The following is a 15,862-nucleotide window of genomic DNA, read 5'->3' on the forward strand; positions in this document are numbered from 1 at the left end:
TCGATCTTTCGGCGGCCTGTCTCGTTGTTCGTGCGCACCGGGCGGCCGCCGGCCGGCCGCAGACAGATTTGAAGGACAACGCCGTTGAGTATCGGGCTGATCGCAATCATCGACGACGTGGTGGCGCTGGCCAAGGTCGCCGCCGCCTCCCTGGACGACGTCGCCGCGCAATCGGCCAAGGCCGGGACCAAGGCGCTGGGCATCGTCATCGACGACGCCGCCGTCACGCCGCGCTACGTCGTTGGCTTCGCCGCCGCCCGCGAGGTGCCGATCGTCGGCCGGATCGCGATGGGATCGCTGAAGAACAAGTTCCTGTTCCTGCTTCCCGGCGCCCTGGCGCTGAGCTTCTTCGCACCCTGGGCGATCACGCCCCTGCTCATGCTCGGCGGCATCTACCTCTGCTACGAGGGCGCGGAGAAGGTGCTGCACGCCGTCATGCCGCATCAGGCCGAACGCCACGAGACGGCGATCGGCGCCTCCAAGGAGGACGCCAAGGCCCAGGAGGACCAGCGCGTCCGCAGCGCCATCCAGACCGATTTCATCCTCTCGGCCGAGGTCATGGCCCTGACGCTCGCCTCCCTCGGCACGACGTCCGTGACGATGCAGGCGACCATCCTCGCCGTCGTGGCGCTGGGCGTGACCCTCCTCGTCTACGGGTTCGTGGCCCTCATCGTGAAGGCCGACGACGCCGGGATGGCGCTGGCCGTGAACGACCGTCCGGCCTCGAGCCTGCTCGGCCTGCGGACCGTTCCGGTCACGGCCGCTCCCTCGGGAGCCGATCGCGGCCTGGCGCCGATCACCCGAGGGTTCGGGCGCGGCCTCGTGGTCGCCATGCCGTATTTCCTCACCGTCCTCGCCATCGTGGGCACGGCGGCGATGCTCTGGGTCGGCGGCGGCATCATCCTGCACGGCCTCGAGGACTACGGCGTGAAGGGGCCGAGCCACATCGTCCACGCGGCGGCCCTGTGGGCGGCGGGCCTGGTCCCGGCCATGGCCGCGGTCGTGGAATGGCTCGTCACGGCCGCCTTGTCGGGTGTGCTCGGGCTCGCCATCGGGGCGGCGACGATCCCGGTCGCCCAGTACCTGATCGTGCCGGTGGCCGCTAAGGTGATGGGGCTGTTCAAGTCCAAGGCCGCGCCGGAGACGCCGTCGCGGCGGGTGTCGGACTCCGCCTGAGGGACATCCGCCCGGGCCGGATCGGATGGCCCCGTGGTGACGGGACCATCCTCGTCATGGGTGGGGCGCCGTCATTCGGGACGGCGCCGCATCGATTAGAAGCACTGGCGCTTGCGCACCACCGTGACGCGGCCGAGCGGCCCGCGACGTTTGGTGATCACCGTCTTGCAGCGGGGGCCGCGCACCACGGTGCGCCGCACGACACGGGCCTGTTCGATGGCATTGTCCGGCGCGAACCCGGTGCCGACGCTCAAGGGCGCGGCCTGGGCCGGCATGGCGAGACCGGCGAGGGCGATGGCGGCGATCCCGAGGATGGTTGCTCTCATGGACTGAGGCTCCTGTTCGTTGCTGGGGGGCGCCGTTTCGCCGACCGGGCATGAACGCCCGATTAATCCTCGGGCCCGGTCGCGCGGACGTGAGCGGGCGCGTTGCACCCGCGAGGCGCCTCGTCTAACTCCGGGTCCATGAATACCGACCACGACAAGATCCTCATCGTCGACTTCGGCTCCCAGGTGACGCAGCTCATCGCGCGGCGGGTGCGCGAGGAGGGCGTCTATTGCGAGATCGTGCCCTTCACGAAAGCGGCCGAAGCCTTCGCGGATGCGATCCCCAAGGGCGTGATCCTGTCGGGCGGGCCGGAATCGGTGACGACGGACGCCTCGCCCCGCACGCCGCAGGTCATCTTCGATTCGGGCGTGCCGGTGTTCGGAATCTGCTACGGCCAGCAGACCATGGCGGCCCAGCTCGGCGGCGAGGTCGAGGCCGGGCACCATGCCGAGTTCGGCCGCGCCGAGATCGAGATCCTGTCGGATTGCCCCCTGTTCAAGGGCGTCTGGCACGTTGGCGAGCACTACCCCGTCTGGATGAGCCACGGCGACCGCGTCACCAAGCTGCCCGACGGCTTCACCACCGTCGCCATGTCGAAGAACGCACCCTTCGCCGCCGTCGCGGACGAGGCGCGGAACTACTACGCGGTCCAGTTCCACCCGGAGGTGGCGCACACGCCCCACGGGGCGCTCCTGATTCGCAACTTCGTGCGCGACATCGCCGGCTGCTCGGGCGACTGGACCATGGGCGTCTACCGCGAGGAGGCGATCGCCAAGATTCGCGAGCAGGTGGGCACGGAGAAGGTCATCTGCGGCCTCTCGGGAGGCGTCGATTCCTCGGTGGCGGCGGTCCTGATCCACGAGGCCATCGGCGACCAGCTCACCTGCGTGTTCGTGGACCACGGCCTGCTGCGCATGGGCGAGGCCGAGGAGGTCGTGCGACTGTTTCGCGACCACTACAACATCCCGCTCGTGCACGTGCAGGCGCAGGACCTGTTCCTGGGCGAGCTGGAGGGCGTCAGCGACCCCGAGATCAAGCGCAAGACCATCGGGCGCCTGTTCATCGACGTGTTCGACGCCGAGGCGAAGAAGATCGGCGGCGCCCGCTTCCTCGCCCAGGGCACCCTGTACCCCGACGTGATCGAGAGCGTCTCGTTCACCGGCGGCCCCAGCGTCACCATCAAGAGCCACCACAACGTCGGCGGCCTGCCCGAGCGCATGAACATGCAGCTCGTCGAGCCCCTGCGTGAATTGTTTAAGGACGAGGTCCGGGTGCTCGGCAAGGAGCTCGGGCTGCCCGAGGCCTTCGTCGGCCGCCACCCCTTCCCCGGCCCGGGGCTGGCCATCCGCTGCCCCGGCGTCATCACGGGCGAGAAGCTCGACGCCCTGCGCAAGGCCGACGCGATCTATCTCGACGAGATCCGCAAGGCCGGCCTCTACGACACCATCTGGCAGGCCTTCGCGGTGATCCTGCCGGTTAAGACGGTGGGCGTGATGGGCGACGGCCGCACCTACGACCACGTCTGTGCGCTCCGCGCGGTCACCTCCGTCGACGGCATGACGGCGGATTTCTATCCCTTCGACATGGCCTTCCTCGGCCGGGTCGCCACCCGGATCATCAACGAGGTCAAGGGCATCAACCGGGTGACCTACGACATCACCTCGAAGCCCCCCGGCACGATCGAGTGGGAGTGAGACTGGTTTCGGCGGATTGATCCGGATGGGATTCCTCTCCAGGGGATCATGGATTTAGCCTCAACATTGTCTTGCGGAGGCGGACAAGGCTCACGTCGTCGACCATCCGAGCGTCGAGGAATCGGGCCGGCGGGCGCGTACGAATAAGGACGCGTGCGCGGCGTTGCACGACCAGGCGATCTGGCTTCCGGGGTCCGGGAACAGACGATGCCGGAGGTGGCCGCCGTGACCGGTTGCGTGTCGCGCTGGCTTCGGCAACGGCGTCACCAAGCCGGTCGTCGAGCGCCTGTCGGCATTGTTCGCCCGCGAGGCCGGCGCAGATCCACGACGCACCATCACCCTGCCGCTCGATGATGCCGGCTGGGACACTGAACCCGGACCGTGCGTGGAAAGGTCTGCGGTTCGCCTCCCTGCCGCCCTGCACGCCCGAATTCCAGCCGGCAAAGCACTTCTGGCGACTCGGCGACGAACCCATCGTCAACCGGTATTTCGACCGCCTCACCGCGATCCAAGACCGCATCGAGCCACATTGCCGCGACCTCGGAGCTCAGCCAGACACCGTGAGAGCCACCACACTCGTCCGCCGGTGGCCACGGCCTGCCAGGCCGAACTCGTCAACCTGAAACGGTGTCAGACGGTCTGAGCGCTGCTCCAATCCCACAGTGATGAGAGCGCAATCCGGCGTCGCTGGCGCGCTACCGCTTCGCTGGCGGTGTCGAGGGCTCTGACGAGGTGCTGCTGCCCCACGGTGGGCTACGAGATGAGTGGGAACCCGCAGGCGGACGGCCCAGCGACATCGCAGATAATCGGCGAAGGCACCGTTGGCATCGCTCCCCACGGCCAAGGTGACACCGTGTCGGCGCGTGGGTCGCGGTCGGGCGCTAAAGGACGGCTATTGACAGTGGTTTATAGCCACTTGGCGGAGGGAGCGGGATTCGAACCCGCGATACCGTTTCCGGTATACACACTTTCCAGGCGTGCGCCTTCAACCACTCGGCCACCCCTCCGGGCCCTATGCGGGATGCGACCGCCGCGTCGCAGCGGCGACGCCTCGGCATCGGGTGGCGTGCTGTACAAGGCGCGGCGCTCCGGTGCAAGGCGCTCGCGAGCAAGAGACGCCAGCGACCGGAGCCGATCGTCCAAGCCGAGGGGCAGACCGGACATTCTCAGAATCGCCGCTTTCATCGCAGCATGAGTCTGCCACGCGATCCGACTCCGGTGAGCCGCGTCGCCTTCAGGAGCATATCCGACGGTGATCCGCTTCGAGAACGTCACCAAGATCTACCGGACCAACGGCCATCGCCGCACCATCCTGGAGCGAGCGTCCTTCACCCTTCGGCCCGGAACCAGCTACGGCATTTTGGGCATCAACGGTGCCGGCAAGTCCACCACCATGCGGCTGATCTCCGGTACGGAGGACGCGACGCGGGGGAAGATCCATCGCAACCTGAGGGTGTCTTGGCCGCTCGGGTTCGCCGGTGGGTTCCATCCCGCCATGACGGGCCGCGAGAACGTCATCTTCGTCGCCAGGATCTACGGCGAGGACCCGAGGAAGGTGCTCGAGTTCGTCGAGGATTTCTCCGAGCTCGGCAGCTACCTCGACGTACCGATCAAGACCTATTCCTCGGGCATGGGCTCGCGCCTCGCGTTCGGCATGAGCATGGCGATCCCGTTCGATTGCTATCTCATCGACGAGGTCACGGCCGTGGGCGATTCCCGATTCCAGCGGCGCTGCACCGAGGCCTTCGCCGCCCGTCGGCAGAACGCGGACGTGATCATGGTCTCGCACTCCATGGAGACCCTGCGGGAATGGTGCACCCAGGGCATCGTGATCATCAACGGGCGGGCGATCGTCTACGAGGACATCAACGACGCGGTCGAGGTCTACCGGCGCTTGAACGCCTGAACGCCTGACCGCCCGGCCGGCCGCGATCCGGCCATGGTTTTGCCGCGTGCTGCCCCTAGGCGGAGGCTGCGGCGACGCTCGGTGGCCTCGCGAGGCCGAACGTGCCGGGCGTGCAGCGCGAGCCTGACGCGGAGACCCTGCCCGTGACCAACAGATCGGAAGACCGGGGTTCATGACCATCGACATCCGCAACCCCCAGGGGCAGCCGCTGAGCACCGCCGACCGCTCGAACGCGGTCGCCGAATCGCTCAAGCAGGTCGCCCGGGTCTCCCGCTTCGTCGACCGCAAGAAGGGCATCCGGTCCTACCAGACCCACGTCAAGCGCGACGTGGTCATCCCGATCCTGTTCGTGTTCGTGTTCCTGATCCCCGCCGTCCTCGGGGCGCTCTATTATGGCGTCATCGCCTCGGATCAATACGAGACCCATGCCCGCTTCGCCCTGCGCCCCGCGCTCGGCAACGTGGAGAAGGCCAGTCCCGACCAGGTCGGCACCAACAACGGGACCAGTTCGTCCCTGATGGTCGTCCAGGATAGCCTGCTGGTGATGAACTACATCAGCAGTCGCCCGATGATCGAGGCCCTCGAAGCCACCTTGCCCGTGCGCCAGATGTTCGCCCGCGACGACATCGACTACCTGTCGCGCTTCAACATCGACAAGCCGATCGAGAGATTCCTCAAGTACTGGAACCGGCGCGTCGAGATCGAGATCGAGACCAATTCCGGCATTCTCGCCTTGTCGGTGACGGCCTTCGACGCCGCCGAATCCCTGGCGCTGACGCAGGCGATCCTCGCGGAGAGCGAGCGCATGGTGAACGCGCTGAGCGTCAAGGCGCGGGAGGATGCCGTCGCCGAGAGCGCCCGCGAGCTGAAGCTCGCCGAGGAGCGCATGACGAAGATCCGCATCGAGGTCGCCGCCCTGCGAAACCGAGAGGGCGTGCTCGATGCGCAGAAGACTAACGAGGCCAACCTCAAGGTCATCGGCGATCTGCGCACGGCCCGCATCAACCTCGCGGTACAGCTCAGCCTCGGCCAACGCGACCTCGGGCCGGAATCGCGCCGCATCCAGGACATCAAGTCCCAGATCAGGGACCTCGACGACAACATCGCCCGCATCGAGCAGCAGTCGACCAGCGTCGCGCCCGAGCGCCGCCGAATCCTGGCCGATGCCCTGACGCGCTTCGAGGCCTTGGACAACGACCGCAAGGATGCCGAAAAGTATTACGCGAAGGTGCTGGCGGCCTATGAGCGCTCCCGCATCGTCGCGTCGCGGCAGGTGGAGTTCTTCACCACCGTCGTCGAGCCGGTGATGGCCCAGTCCGCCCAGCAGCCGCGCCGCCTCCTCATGACCAGCCTCATCGTCGCCGGCGCCGGGATCGCCTTCTCGCTCTCGGTCTTCGCCCGCAAGCAGATGGTCTGAGGACGGGTGGGATCGGTCAGTCGGGGAACCGCAGGTCGATGAGGCCGCGCAGGGACGGCCAGCGCGCCTCGGCCTCGGCGACGATGCCCGGCTGTTGCCGGGCGGCGGCACGGTTGGCGTCGTGGCGGAACAGGTAGAGCGGCTCTGCTGCGCCGAAGGGCAGGCGTGCGAACACCAGCGGGTCGGCCTCGACGAGGCGCCCCTGGGCCATCGCCACCGGGTCGAACCCGTCGAGGCGCGGGGCATAGGTGGCCGGAGCCTCGCGAAACACGGTGCGGTTGGCGGCGCTGACGAAACGCCAGGCGCGCCCCTTCCAGGCCCACTCGAGATCGGCCCGGCCGGGCCTCGGCGCCGCCCCGTCGAGGAAATAGGTCACCACGTCGAACCCGCGCAGGGCGAGGAGATCGGCCGAGGCGACGGGCGGCGACGCGGAATGGCCGTCCGAAGGCCGGAGCGGCCACGCCGCGCCGACGAACAGACCCATGCAACCACGCCTTGTTAACCACATCTTGCCGAGTCCCGAGTCATCAATTCAGTGTGGGGTTCGATGGCGGACCCGCCGGTTCGACGCCCCGCCGGGCGTATCCCTCAGACCTCACCGGCGAGATACCCTTCACGTGGCCCTTGTGACGCGGACCCTGCCCGTTCGGAACGGTCCCCAACGCGAATGACGAGACCGATGTCGGATCAACGGACCTGCCCTGCCCCACTCGATCGCGGACGGCGTCGCCTCCTGGGCCTGCCCCTGCTCGCCGCCGCGGCCTATCTCTGCGGCGCCGGAGCCGTGGCCGCACAGCCGGCGGACGACGGCGACCCGGGCTCGTTCCGCCCCCGCGAGATCGTCGACTCCGGCCACCGGTTCTTCGGCTCGGTGTCGCGCGGCCTCGGACGCGCGGTGGAGGAGGCCACGAAGCGGTGGGGCGAGCCCAACGGCTACATTCTCGGGCAGGAGGCCTCCGGCGCCATCGTCGGCGGCGTCCGCTACGGCGAGGGGACGCTCTATACCCGCAACGCCGGCCAGCGCCGGATCTACTGGCAGGGCCCCAGCATCGGCTTCGACGTCGGCGGCGACGGCGACCGGACGATGATGCTGATCTACAACCTGCCGTCGGTGGCGAAGCTCTACCGCCGCTTCGGAGGGGTCGACGGCTCGGCCTTCCTCGTCGGCGGGATCGGCATGAGCGCCACCACCTCGGACGGGATCATCGTCGTGCCGATCCGGACGGGTGTCGGCGCCCGCTTCGGCATCAACATCGGCTATCTCAAGTTCACCAGCCGGCCGACCTGGAACCCGTTTTGAGCACGAAGCGGGTTACGCAAAAGCGGTCACCGGTCTCGCGGCGAAGACCTGCGACGGAACAGGGATCCCAGCGGGGTGAAGGGTTGGCGTGCCGACGCGAACCCGCCGAGGTCGGAATGGGTCGTGTGGCCGGCCGACTTGCCCGCCGCGCGCCGACGTGAATTAAGGATCGGCCGGGCGCGTCGGGCGTCGCGTCGGCCGATGGTCACCAGCACGGGTGTGATGAGCGTTTCCGCGTGATCGAAACCATCCTGATCTTCGCGTTCGGCTTCCTCCTGGCAAGCCTGACCGCGCTCCTCCTGCTGCCTGCGGTGAATGCCCGGGCCGGGCGGCTGGCCCGGCGCCGGATGGCGACGCTGTTCCCGCTCACCGGCGTCGAGGCCGCCGCCGAGAAGGACTACCTGCGCGCGCAGTTCGCCGTCGAGCGGACGCGGATGGAGCAGCGCATGCAGGCGGTGGGGGCCACCAAGCACGCCGACATGGCGACCATCGGCGTGCGCACCCTGGAGGCCGCGGCGCTGGCCAGAACCGTCTCGGAGCGCGAGGCCCTCATCACCGTCAGGGAGGGCGAGATCGCCGCCGTCCGGAGCGAGCGCGACGGCATCGCGGGCGATCTGGCCACCTCCCGCTCCGATCTCGCCGTCGGCGTCGCGACCCTCGGCATCCTCGAGGAGGCCCATCGCACGCTGCTGGACGAACTCCTCCTGAGCCGCCGTCGCCCGCAGCCGCGGGAGGCCGCGCCACAGGATTCCGACGCCCAGGATTCCGACGCCCAGGATCTTGAAGCGCCTGCGACGAACCGGGATGCGACGGCCAGATCCTACGGGCCCTTCCCCGTCGCGACCCTCGAACCGGCGACCGACCCGCAGATGCGGATCGCGGAACTCGCGGCCGAGTGCGAGGCCCTGCGTGCGCGCCTGGCCGTCGCCGAAGCGGCCACGCGCCATGCCGGAACGGGAATCGAGGCACAGAACGCGGCGCTGCGCGAGAGCATCGTGGCAGTGGCCGAGGCCCTGGTCCGCTCCGAACGCCTGCCCTCCGTGGCGGCGTTCACCATGCCCGGCCCGGCGACCCGATCGTCACCGCCCTGATCGGATCGGACCGTTGCGGCGACCGGGGGTCGCGGCGTAGAAGGCCGCCAGTTCACGGCATCACCACCCCGGCGCCTTGTTTCGACCATGCCGGCCCATCATCGGGTCGCGCAGGCCCACGATCATCAGCCACGCCCTTTCGAGACGGATCCGACCTCATATGTCCCTGAAGCTGACATCGCTCGCCGTGATCCTCGCTGCCGGATTGTCCCTGCCCGCCGTCCAGGCGATGGCCCAGGCGGCTCCGCAGACCAAGCGCGGTAACGAGACCCTCAAGAAATACTGCACCGGCGACTACCTGAGCTATTGCGGCAACCTGTCCCCGGACGACCCGGCCATGGACAAGTGCTTCCAGACCAACTGGACGAAGCTGAGCGAGAACTGCCGCCGCGCCATCGACGCCTACCAGAAGGGCGGCGACAAGAAGGGCGCCGAGAAGAAGGGCTGACGCACGGGCGGTTCCGGTCGCGACGGCCCTCGTCTCGGCGGCGATGACGCGGGCGCGACGGGCTCATCCCCGGTTTCTCCCGCGCCGGGACGTCCGGCCATCGCAAAGCCGGGTCGTCGTCCTCGCCTCGCGGCCCGGCAACGGCTAAGGTGTTCGCCTGTCACTACCGGACCCCGTCGTCGATGCCTCTTCGTTTCCGCCCGTTGACCCCTCTCGTCGCGCTCGGCTTCGTTGCCCTCGCCGTTTCGGCCTGCGGGCGACGCGGCGGCCTCGAAGCGCCGCCGGACGGCTCCGTGCCCCCCGGCCCGGCGACCAGCCGCGCCCTTCCCGCCGCTGCCGTCGCCGTGCCCACCGCGGTCCAGGACGGCGACGAGCTGAGCCCGGCAGCGGTGGCGGGCGGAGGCTTCGACACGCCGTTGACCACGTCGCGGGGCGCCAAACGCGGCTACACGATCCCGAAGGCCCCCTTCATCCTCGACCCGCTGCTCTGACCCTCGGGATCGTCGGTGTCGACCCGTGCGGCGCCCGAAGGTGAAGAGACCGTCCCGACTTCACCCCGGCCCGCCGCTTCGCCCGCGCCCGCCGGGGCTCTCACGAGGCGAGCGCCGCGTATCCGATGCACCATTTCCAGTACCGCGACGGTCGCCTGAAGGCGGAGGACGTCGACCTCGGCGATCTGGCCGAGACCGTCGGCACGCCGTTCTACTGCTATTCCACCGCCACCCTGGAGCGGCACTACCGGGTCTTCGCCGAGGCCTTCGACGGTGACGACGCCCTCGTCTGCTATGCCATGAAGGCCAACTCCAACCAGGCCGTGCTGACGACCCTGGCCCGGAGCGGAGCCGGCATGGACATCGTCTCGGAGGGCGAATTGCGCCGGGCGTTGGCGGCCGGGGTCGATCCTCGCAAGATCGTGTTCTCGGGTGTGGGCAAGACCCCGGTGGAGATGCGTGCCGCCCTCGAGGCCGGCATCCTCTGCTTCAACGTCGAGAGCGAGCCGGAACTCGAGACGCTCTCGATGGTGGCCGCGAGCCTCGGCGCCACCGCGCCGGTCTCGATCCGCGTCAATCCCGACGTCGATGCCGGCACGCACGCCAAGATCTCCACCGGCAAGTCGGAGAACAAGTTCGGCATCCCTATCGGCCGCGCCCGCGCCGTCTACGCCAAGGCCGCCACCCTGCCCGGGGTCGCGGTCGCGGGCGTCGACATGCACATCGGCAGCCAGATCACCGACCTGGCGCCGTTCGACCGCGCCGCCGGGCTGCTCGCCGGCCTCGCCCGCGACCTGCTCGCCGACGGGCATCGCCTCCATCACATCGACTTCGGCGGCGGCCTCGGCATTCCCTACCGCGACGACGATGCGCCGCCGCCCGATCCGGCGGCCTTCGCGGCGATGCTGCGTCCGCATTTCCGGCCGCTCGGCCTGCGGCCGGTGTTCGAGATCGGCCGGATGATCGCCGGCAACGCCGGCATCCTCCTCACCCGTGTCCTCTACGTGAAGCGCACGGAGGGCCGCACCTTCGTCATCGTCGACGCGGCCATGAACGACCTCATCCGACCGACCCTCTACGACGCCTTCCACGGGGTGAGGCCGGTGGTCGAGCCGACGGCCCAGACCCCGCTCGTCGTGGCCGACCTCGTCGGGCCGGTGTGCGAAAGCGGCGACTACATCGCTCTGAACCGCGAGATGCCCGAACTGAAGGCCGGCGACCTCGTCGCGGTGATGAGCGCGGGCGCCTATGGGGCGGTCCAGGCCGGGACCTACAACACCCGTCCGCTGGTGCCGGAGGTGCTGGTGCGCGGCGAGGCCGCCGCGATCGTGCGCCCGCGCCAGACTTACGACGTGCTCATCGGCCTCGACCGCCTGCCGGACTGGCTGGCTCGCTGAAAGGCCTCCGCGCGTGAGCGGGACGTCCCCCCGCGGGAGTCCCTGAGCGGATTTGACCCGATGGTCGGGTCCGGCCACCATGCTAGGCTCACGCAGCGTGGCCGCCGGTGTCGGTGGCCGCCCGGGGAGCCGTCGAAGCATGGGCGAGGCGCGAGAGAGCGGCAGGGCGGACGAGGGAGCGGCGCCCATGAGCGCGTCCGAAACCGAGCGCAGCCGCCTCGACCGCCTGGTGGCCCGTGCGGGCGCCGCCACGGTCTGGGAGCGGGTCTGGCCGGTCATGTGGCGCGGGATCGCCATGGTCCTGGCCTTCCTCGCCGCGTCCTGGCTCGGGCTGTGGCTCGACCTCCCCCCCTTCGGCCGGATGGTGGGGCTCGCCCTCTTCGCCATCGCCCTCGTCGCCGGGCTTCTGCCGCTGGCGCGGATCGCCCGCCCGAGCCGACGCGAGGCGCTGGCGCGGCTCGACCGCGACGCCGCGTCCGGCAGCGGTGCCCTAGCCCACAACCCCGCCTCCGCCATTGAGGACACCCTCGCCGTCGGGACCGGTGACCCGGCTACGCAGGCGCTCTGGGCGCTCCACCGCCGCCGCGCCGTGGCCGCCATCGCGACGCTGACGGTGTCGCCGCCGCGGCCGGCGATGCCCCGTCGCGATCCCTTCGCGCTGCGCGCGGCGGTCCTGGTCACGGCCGCCGCGAGCCTGTTCGTCGCCGGGCCGGAGTGGCGCCAGCGCGTCGGCGCGGCCTTCGACTGGCGGGCGCCCGTCTCGGCCGGTCCGAGCTTCCGGGTCGACGGATGGATCGACCCGCCGCTCTACACGCGCATTCCCCCCCTGGTGGTGGCCCTGGGCGAGGCCGAGCAGCGCCTGCGCGCGCCGATCAATTCCACCCTGATCGTGCGGATCGCCGGACAGGGCGAGGCCAGGCTCGGCGTCCGGTCCGGCCTGCAGTCCCTGCCGGGCAAGGAGCCGCGGCCCGACCTGCGCGAGGACCGCTTCAAGCTCACCGGCGGAACGGCCGATCTGACGATCGAGACGCCGGGCACGCCGGTGCAGCGCCTCGTGATCGAGACGACTCCCGACGACGCCCCCGTCATCGAAGCCGTGGGGACGCCCGAGGTCAACGGCCGCGGCACCTTCAACCTGAGCTACCGCGCCCGGGACGACTACGGCATCGTCTCGGCCGAAGGCGTGGTGGAGCCGCTCAAGCCCGGCCGGTCGCTGGTCCCGCCGCCCCGCATCGCCCTGGCGCTGCCAGGAGACGCCACCGGCGAGACCGACACCAAGACCCTCGTCGACCTCACCGACAATCCCTGGTCCGGCGCACGCGTGCGCTTCACCCTGACGGTGAAGGACGAGGCCGAGCAGGAGGCGCGCAGCCAGGGCGTCGAGATGACCCTGCCGGCGCGGCCGTTCCAGAAGCCGCTGGCGCGGGCGCTCGCCGAGGAGCGTCGCCGCCTCGTCACGGCCCCCGACGAGAGCCGCGCCCGGGTCCAGATCGCCCTCGACGCCCTCATGATCGCGCCCGACAGGTTCACGCCCGAGCCCGCCGTTTTCCTAGGGCTGCGCACCGCCTCGCGGCGCCTCAAGGCGGCCCGGACCGACGAGGCCCTGACGGAGGTCGCCGACCTCCTGTGGGAGATGGCCCTCAAGATCGAGGACGGCGACCTGTCGGACGCCGAGAAGTCGCTGCGGGCGGCCCAGGACCGCCTCAAGGAGGCGATCGCCCGCAATGCCCCCGACGAGGAGGTCAAGGCGCTCACCGACGCCCTCAAGCAGGCCCTCGACAAGTTCATGAAGGAGATGGCCGAGCGCCAGGGCAAGGAGCCGCGAAAGCCCAACGAGCGCGGCCAGAAGGACCAGAACGCCAAGAGCGTCACGCCCGACGATCTCAACAAGATGATCGAGGACATGGCCGAGGCGATGAAGCGCGGCGACACCGCCGAGGCCCAGCGCCTGCTCGAGCAGCTGCGCGGCATCCTCGAGAACCTCCAGACCGCCGAGCAGGGCGGCAAGTCCGACCCCCGGTCCCGCGAGATGGACAAGCAGGCCGAGGATCTCGACAAGATGGCGCGCGAGCAGCAGGGCCTGCGCGACGAGACCTTCAAGGACGGACAGGCCAAGCGCGGCCAGCCGCGCCCCCGCAACGGCCAGCAGGGCCAGCAGCAGCCCGGAGGGCAGGGCCAGCAGGGTCAACAGGGCCAGGGTCAACAAGGCGAGGGCCAGCAGGGTCAGGGACAGAAGGGCGAAAAGGGCCAGGGCCAGCAGGGGCAAGGGCAGGGACAAGGCGGCCCCGGCCAGCGCCAGCAGGCCCTGCGCGAGCGCCTGGAGGACCTGCAACGCCGCATGAAGGAACTTGGCATGCAGGGCGAGGAAGGCCTGTCCGATGCCGAGGAGGCCATGCGCGAGGCCGAGGACGCCCTGGGCCAGGGTCGGGAGGGCGACGCCGTCGATGCCCAGGGGCGTGCGCTCGACGGGCTCAAGCGCGGCGCCGAGGGCATGCAGCAGCAGCGCCAGGAGATGGCCGAGGGCGAGGGCGAAGGCGAAGGCCAGCAGGAGGGCGGCAAGTCCCCGAGCCAGCAGGGCCAGGCCGGCTCGCGTGACGACGATCCGCTCGGCCGCCCGACCAAGGGACGCGACACCTCCGGCGGCAACGTCCGGGTTCCCACCGCCGACGAATCGGGGGTTCAGCGCACCCGCCGGATTATGGAGGAGTTGCGGCGCAAGCTCGGCGACCCGAGCCGGCCGCGCGAGGAGCTCGACTACTTCGAGCGCCTGCTGCGCCGGAACTGACCGCGGCGGCCGGCGGAGGCGGTTCACCGGCACCGTCTCGCCCCGTCGCGATGCGCCCTCCTGCCCCGGCGACGATTCGCCGAGCCGGTCCTATGTCTGTGGTCCGGAGACCGGAGACCGTCAGGCACCGGATCACCCGCCCTCGAGCCGAGACGCCCGTCCGATGTCCTCCAACACCATCGTCCTGTTCGCCTGCATCGCCGTGGCCGTCGTCCTGCTGCTCGGCCTCGTCAACATGATGCGGGGCGGCAGCAGCAACGTCTCTCAAAGGCTGATGCGGCTGCGCGTGATCCTGCAGTTCGCCGCGATCGTCGTGATCATGGGCGTGCTGTGGTGGCGCTCGGCCTGAGGTCGGCCAAGCGTCCGAGGTGTGGCGGCGAGGGCTCACCGGGGATCTATCGCGCGCTCCCCGGATGATTGGCGGCGCGGTCCCCTCAACGGGCGGACCGAGAGCGTGCTAGCCTTTCGCCATATCCCTGCCGGACACCGAAGCGATGCCGTTCCAACACCTGCGCCTTCTCAAGGGCGCCCTCGCCGTGGCGATCGGCGCCAGCGCGACGATCCCGAGCGCGCAGGGTGCGGATCTGCGCGGCGCACGGCCCGCGCCGCCCGTCTATGTCGCTCCGGCCCAGCCGATGAGCTTCGTTTCGGAGGTCCGCATCGGCGGATCGGTGCAGGACCCCGGCAGCGCCGAGGGCAAGGCCCGGGGCTTCAGCACCGCCAACGTCAACGGCGAGATCCTGTTCGCCAAGCCGATCATCAGCGCGGACCCGTTCTGGCAGGCCTTCGTCCCGCGTCCGACCGTCGGTGGCAGCTACAACACCGGCGGCCGCACGAGCTTCGCCTACATCGGCGCCACCTGGTCGGTGGACCTCTTTCCCGAGACCTTCGGCCGGCGCGTCTTCCTCGACGGCTTCTTCGGCGGCGCCGCCCACAACGGTTACACCGGCCCTAAGGCGAACACGCCCTATGGGTTCAACACGCTGGGCTGCAACCCGCTTTTCCGCGAGGCCGCCGCATTGGGCTTCCGCATCACCGAGCGCTGGAGCATCATGGCGACGATCGAGCACATGTCGAACGCCGGCCTGTGTGCGAACAATCGCGGCCTGACCAACTATGGTGGCCGGATCGGCTACACCTTCTGACGGCAATCCGCTGACATCACCCCGGATCGAACACCGTGGTCACCCTGAACCGCATCTACACCCGCACTGGTGACAAGGGCTCGACGGCCCTCGCCAACGGTGAGCGCCGCTCCAAGGCCGACCTGAGGGTCGAGACCTACGGCACCGTGGACGAGACCAACGCCTGCATCGGTCTCGTGCGGCTGCATGCCGGTCCCGAACTCGATGCCATGCTCGGCCGAATCCAGAACGACCTGTTCGACCTCGGTGCCGACCTCGCGACCCCCGAAGGCGTGGAGAAGCCGGCCTACGAGCCGCTGCGGATCGTCGCTTCCCAGGTCAAGCGCATCGAGGCCGACATCGACGCGCTGAACGCCGACATCGCGCCCCTGAAGTCGTTCGTGCTGCCGGGTGGATCGGCCGCAGCGGCGTTTCTCCATCAGGCCCGCACGGTCTGCCGCCGGGCGGAGCGCCTCGCCGTGGCGCTCGCCGCCGTCGAGGGCGAGCAGGTCTCGGCCGAGGCGCTGCAATACCTCAACCGCCTGTCGGATTTCCTGTTCGTGGCGAGCCGCACGGCGAACGCCAACGGCGCGGACGACGTGTTGTGGGTGCCGGGCAAGAACCGGTAGGCGGGAAACCGAAACGCCCGTCCGCGCCCAGGTTCCCGTCGACGCCCTCGTGTCCGGGATCGCGCACGGACTGTGCC

15 protein-coding genes and 1 tRNA gene are annotated in these 15,862 nt (G+C 69.8%); 13 read left to right on the forward strand and 3 right to left on the reverse strand.

All coding sequences use genetic code 11. The features are described 5' to 3' along the window. The first annotated feature begins 84 nt into the window (after positions 1-84). The gene (locus tag ASG40_RS09335) at positions 85-1,176 is read left to right on the forward strand and encodes a DUF808 domain-containing protein (RefSeq protein ID WP_055884059.1); all 1,092 of its coding nucleotides are present in this window, start codon (positions 85-87) and stop codon (positions 1,174-1,176) included. A gap of 95 nt (positions 1,177-1,271) precedes the next feature. Here the strand turns inward: ASG40_RS09335 and ASG40_RS09340 are convergent, their stop codons facing one another. After that, positions 1,272-1,502: a hypothetical protein gene (locus ASG40_RS09340; RefSeq protein ID WP_055884062.1), complete on the reverse strand. Its 231-nt coding sequence runs from the start codon at positions 1,500-1,502 to the stop codon at positions 1,272-1,274. Positions 1,503-1,640: 138 nt separating this feature from the next. Here ASG40_RS09340 and guaA point away from each other — a divergent pair, with 138 nt between their 5' ends. Continuing rightward, complete coding sequence (gene guaA, locus ASG40_RS09345) at positions 1,641-3,197, forward strand: glutamine-hydrolyzing GMP synthase (RefSeq protein WP_055884065.1); 1,557 nt, start codon at positions 1,641-1,643, stop codon at positions 3,195-3,197. A gap of 917 nt (positions 3,198-4,114) precedes the next feature. On the opposite strand, the gene ASG40_RS09350 is transcribed toward guaA, so the two are convergent. After that, positions 4,115-4,204: transfer RNA gene (locus tag ASG40_RS09350), tRNA-Ser, on the reverse strand. Between the two features lie 245 nt (positions 4,205-4,449). Between ASG40_RS09350 and ASG40_RS09355 the strand changes: the two genes are divergently transcribed. Beyond that, positions 4,450-5,103: an ABC transporter ATP-binding protein gene (locus ASG40_RS09355; protein ID WP_055884068.1), complete on the forward strand. Its 654-nt coding sequence runs from the start codon at positions 4,450-4,452 to the stop codon at positions 5,101-5,103. 172 nt (positions 5,104-5,275) lie between these two features. Continuing rightward, complete coding sequence (locus ASG40_RS09360; RefSeq protein WP_055884070.1) at positions 5,276-6,520, forward strand: hypothetical protein; 1,245 nt, start codon at positions 5,276-5,278, stop codon at positions 6,518-6,520. 16 nt (positions 6,521-6,536) lie between these two features. Here the strand turns inward: ASG40_RS09360 and ASG40_RS09365 are convergent, their stop codons facing one another. Beyond that, positions 6,537-7,004, reverse strand: coding sequence for a hypothetical protein (locus ASG40_RS09365; protein WP_055884073.1), 468 nt, complete (start codon positions 7,002-7,004; stop codon positions 6,537-6,539). A gap of 195 nt (positions 7,005-7,199) precedes the next feature. Between ASG40_RS09365 and ASG40_RS09370 the strand changes: the two genes are divergently transcribed. The 9 genes from ASG40_RS09370 (at position 7,200) to ASG40_RS09410 (ending at position 15,785) form a co-directional block, all read left to right on the forward strand. Then, positions 7,200-7,820, forward strand: coding sequence for a DUF1134 domain-containing protein (locus ASG40_RS09370; protein WP_055884076.1), 621 nt, complete (start codon positions 7,200-7,202; stop codon positions 7,818-7,820). Between the two features lie 236 nt (positions 7,821-8,056). Then, complete coding sequence (locus tag ASG40_RS09375) at positions 8,057-8,911, forward strand: hypothetical protein (RefSeq protein WP_055884080.1); 855 nt, start codon at positions 8,057-8,059, stop codon at positions 8,909-8,911. Between the two features lie 160 nt (positions 8,912-9,071). After that, positions 9,072-9,359: a hypothetical protein gene (locus ASG40_RS09380; RefSeq protein ID WP_055884083.1), complete on the forward strand. Its 288-nt coding sequence runs from the start codon at positions 9,072-9,074 to the stop codon at positions 9,357-9,359. Between the two features lie 182 nt (positions 9,360-9,541). Beyond that, positions 9,542-9,850, forward strand: coding sequence for a lipoprotein (locus ASG40_RS09385; RefSeq protein WP_055884086.1), 309 nt, complete (start codon positions 9,542-9,544; stop codon positions 9,848-9,850). A 125-nt stretch (positions 9,851-9,975) separates the two neighbouring features. Further along, a complete protein-coding gene (gene lysA, locus ASG40_RS09390; RefSeq protein ID WP_055884089.1) occupies positions 9,976-11,247 on the forward strand; it encodes a diaminopimelate decarboxylase in 1,272 nt (423 codons plus the stop codon). A gap of 139 nt (positions 11,248-11,386) precedes the next feature. Next, positions 11,387-14,032 (forward strand): TIGR02302 family protein, encoded by a 2,646-nt coding sequence (locus ASG40_RS09395; protein WP_055884092.1) that lies wholly within the window; start codon positions 11,387-11,389, stop codon positions 14,030-14,032. 163 nt (positions 14,033-14,195) lie between these two features. Continuing rightward, positions 14,196-14,381, forward strand: a complete 186-nt coding sequence (locus tag ASG40_RS09400; RefSeq protein WP_055884096.1) for a twin transmembrane helix small protein — start codon at positions 14,196-14,198, stop codon at positions 14,379-14,381. A 145-nt stretch (positions 14,382-14,526) separates the two neighbouring features. Next, positions 14,527-15,177 (forward strand): acyloxyacyl hydrolase, encoded by a 651-nt coding sequence (locus ASG40_RS09405; RefSeq protein ID WP_055884099.1) that lies wholly within the window; start codon positions 14,527-14,529, stop codon positions 15,175-15,177. Positions 15,178-15,212: 35 nt separating this feature from the next. After that, positions 15,213-15,785, forward strand: a complete 573-nt coding sequence (locus ASG40_RS09410; protein WP_055884103.1) for a cob(I)yrinic acid a,c-diamide adenosyltransferase — start codon at positions 15,213-15,215, stop codon at positions 15,783-15,785. Positions 15,786-15,862: the final 77 nt, after the last annotated feature.

The organism is Methylobacterium sp. Leaf399 (assembly GCF_001424525.1).
In the GTDB taxonomy this organism is placed as follows: Bacteria; Pseudomonadota; Alphaproteobacteria; order Rhizobiales; family Beijerinckiaceae; genus Methylobacterium.

Coding starts and splice junctions, on each gene's coding strand:
- lysA (WP_055884089.1), top strand. CDS start 9,976: ATGCACCATTTCCAGTACCGCGACGGTCGCCTGAAGGCGGAGGACGTC.
- ASG40_RS09340 (WP_055884062.1), bottom strand. CDS start 1,502: ATGAGAGCAACCATCCTCGGGATCGCCGCCATCGCCCTCGCCGGTCTC.
- ASG40_RS09360 (WP_055884070.1), top strand. CDS start 5,276: ATGACCATCGACATCCGCAACCCCCAGGGGCAGCCGCTGAGCACCGCC.
- ASG40_RS09405 (WP_055884099.1), top strand. CDS start 14,527: ATGCCGTTCCAACACCTGCGCCTTCTCAAGGGCGCCCTCGCCGTGGCG.
- ASG40_RS09400 (WP_055884096.1), top strand. CDS start 14,196: ATGTCCTCCAACACCATCGTCCTGTTCGCCTGCATCGCCGTGGCCGTC.
- ASG40_RS09395 (WP_055884092.1), top strand. CDS start 11,387: ATGGGCGAGGCGCGAGAGAGCGGCAGGGCGGACGAGGGAGCGGCGCCC.
- ASG40_RS09385 (WP_055884086.1), top strand. CDS start 9,542: ATGCCTCTTCGTTTCCGCCCGTTGACCCCTCTCGTCGCGCTCGGCTTC.
- ASG40_RS09370 (WP_055884076.1), top strand. CDS start 7,200: ATGTCGGATCAACGGACCTGCCCTGCCCCACTCGATCGCGGACGGCGT.
- ASG40_RS09365 (WP_055884073.1), bottom strand. CDS start 7,004: ATGGGTCTGTTCGTCGGCGCGGCGTGGCCGCTCCGGCCTTCGGACGGC.
- ASG40_RS09380 (WP_055884083.1), top strand. CDS start 9,072: ATGTCCCTGAAGCTGACATCGCTCGCCGTGATCCTCGCTGCCGGATTG.
- guaA (WP_055884065.1), top strand. CDS start 1,641: ATGAATACCGACCACGACAAGATCCTCATCGTCGACTTCGGCTCCCAG.